The organism is Spirulina sp. 06S082 (assembly GCF_034932145.1).
Taxonomy (GTDB): domain Bacteria; phylum Cyanobacteriota; class Cyanobacteriia; order Cyanobacteriales; family Spirulinaceae; genus CCY15215.
The window spans coordinates 1-1623 of record NZ_JAYGHV010000262.1 but is presented as its reverse complement, the minus strand read 5'-3'; the positions used below and the strand labels follow the sequence as shown (position 1 = coordinate 1623).

General features: G+C 53.7%; 1 protein-coding gene. It reads left to right on the top strand.

The genetic code is table 11. The features are described 5' to 3' along the window. Positions 1-1557: tetratricopeptide repeat protein (locus VB714_RS15460; RefSeq protein WP_323225527.1), on the top strand; the 1557-nt coding region annotated here is incomplete at its 5' end. Between the last annotated feature and the right edge of the window lie 66 nt (positions 1558-1623).

Genomic DNA, 1623 nt, shown 5'->3' with positions numbered 1-1623 from the left:
TCCCTAGGAGAAAAGCAGAAAGCTCTTGAATACTACGAACGCGCCTTGCCCCTCCGACAAGCCGTGGGCGATCGCGGCGGAGAAGGCACGACTCTCAACAATATTAGCGGAGTCTACAACTCCCTAGGAGAAAAGCAGAAGGCTCTTGAATACTTAGAACGCGCCTTGCCCCTTAGACAAGCGGTGGGCGATCGCAGCGGAGAAGCCGGCACCCTCAACAATATTGGCTTCATCTACGACTCCCTAGGAGAAAAGCAGAAGGCTCTTGAATACTTCGCTCGCGCTTTGCCTCTCCGCCAAGCGGTGGGCGATCGCGGGGGAGAAGCCGCAACCCTCAACAATATTGGCAATGTCTACTCCTCCCTAGGAGAAAAGCAGAAAGCTCTTGAATACTACGCTCGCGCCTTGCCCCTCAGCCAAGCCGTGGGCGATCGCGGGGGAGAAGGCATCACCCTCAACAATATTGGCTCTGTCTACGACTCCCTAGGAGAGAAGCAGAAAGCCCTTGAATACTTCGCTCGCGCCTTGCCCCTCAGCCAAGCCGTGGGCGATCGCTCTGTAGAAGCTACCACATTAGGGAATATCGCCCTCACTCAACGTTCCCAAGGCAACCTCGAAAACGCCCTCACCGAGATGGAAAAATCCATCGCCATCCTCGAAGACCTCCGCACCAAAGCCCCCACCACCGAACTCCGCCAAACCTACTTCGCTTCCGTCCAAGGTTATTATCAGTTCTACATCGACCTGTTGATGGAACTGCACCGGAATAACCCTAATAAAGGCTACGATGCCCGCGCCTTCCAAGCCAGCGAAAGTTCCCGCGCCCGCACCCTCACCGAAATTCTCACCGAAGCACAATTCGACCTCAAAGCCGACCTTCCCCCCGCCCTCCTCGCTGAAGAAAAACGCCTTAACCAGGCTCTCAGCACCGCCGAACAACAGCGCGTGCAACTCCTCCAGAACCCCAAGGGTTATGCTAATGCCGATCTCGAAGCCATCAAAAGCAAGATCGAGACAATTCTCGACGATTTGCAAACCCTCGAAGCCCAAATTCGCCGGGAGAACCCCGCCTACGCGAACTTAAAATATCCTCAGCCTCTCACCCTGCAACAAATCCAAGCAAACATCCTCGACGATGATACCCTCCTCCTCGAATACGCCCTCGGAGGCGATCGCAGCTATCTCTTCGCCGTCAGCAAAACCGAGTTTACTGCCTACGAACTCCCCTCTCGCCAAGACATTGAAACCGCCACAGAACTCTATATCACCGCCCTGCAAGCCGAAGATCGCAACCCTCTCAGCGAAGGAACAGAACTCGCGAAAATGCTCCTCGATCCCGTTGCAGGTAAGTTGAAAAATCAACGTTTGGCGATCGTCGCTGACGGGAAACTTAACCGCTTGCCGTTTGCCGCTTTACCTTGGGGTGCAGAAAAGGGCGCAAAACAAAGCACGGGCGCAAGCATAGAGGGCGCAAAACAAAGCACGGGCGCAAGCGTTCATTGGTGTCAACTTAAGGGGAGAAAGCGAAAAACAAAAGGAATCGGAAAAAACCAATGAGAAAGAGAAAGAGAGGGTAAGATCGAGAAATCACCAGAGAAGAAAGAATGATGAAAAAGCGCTCAA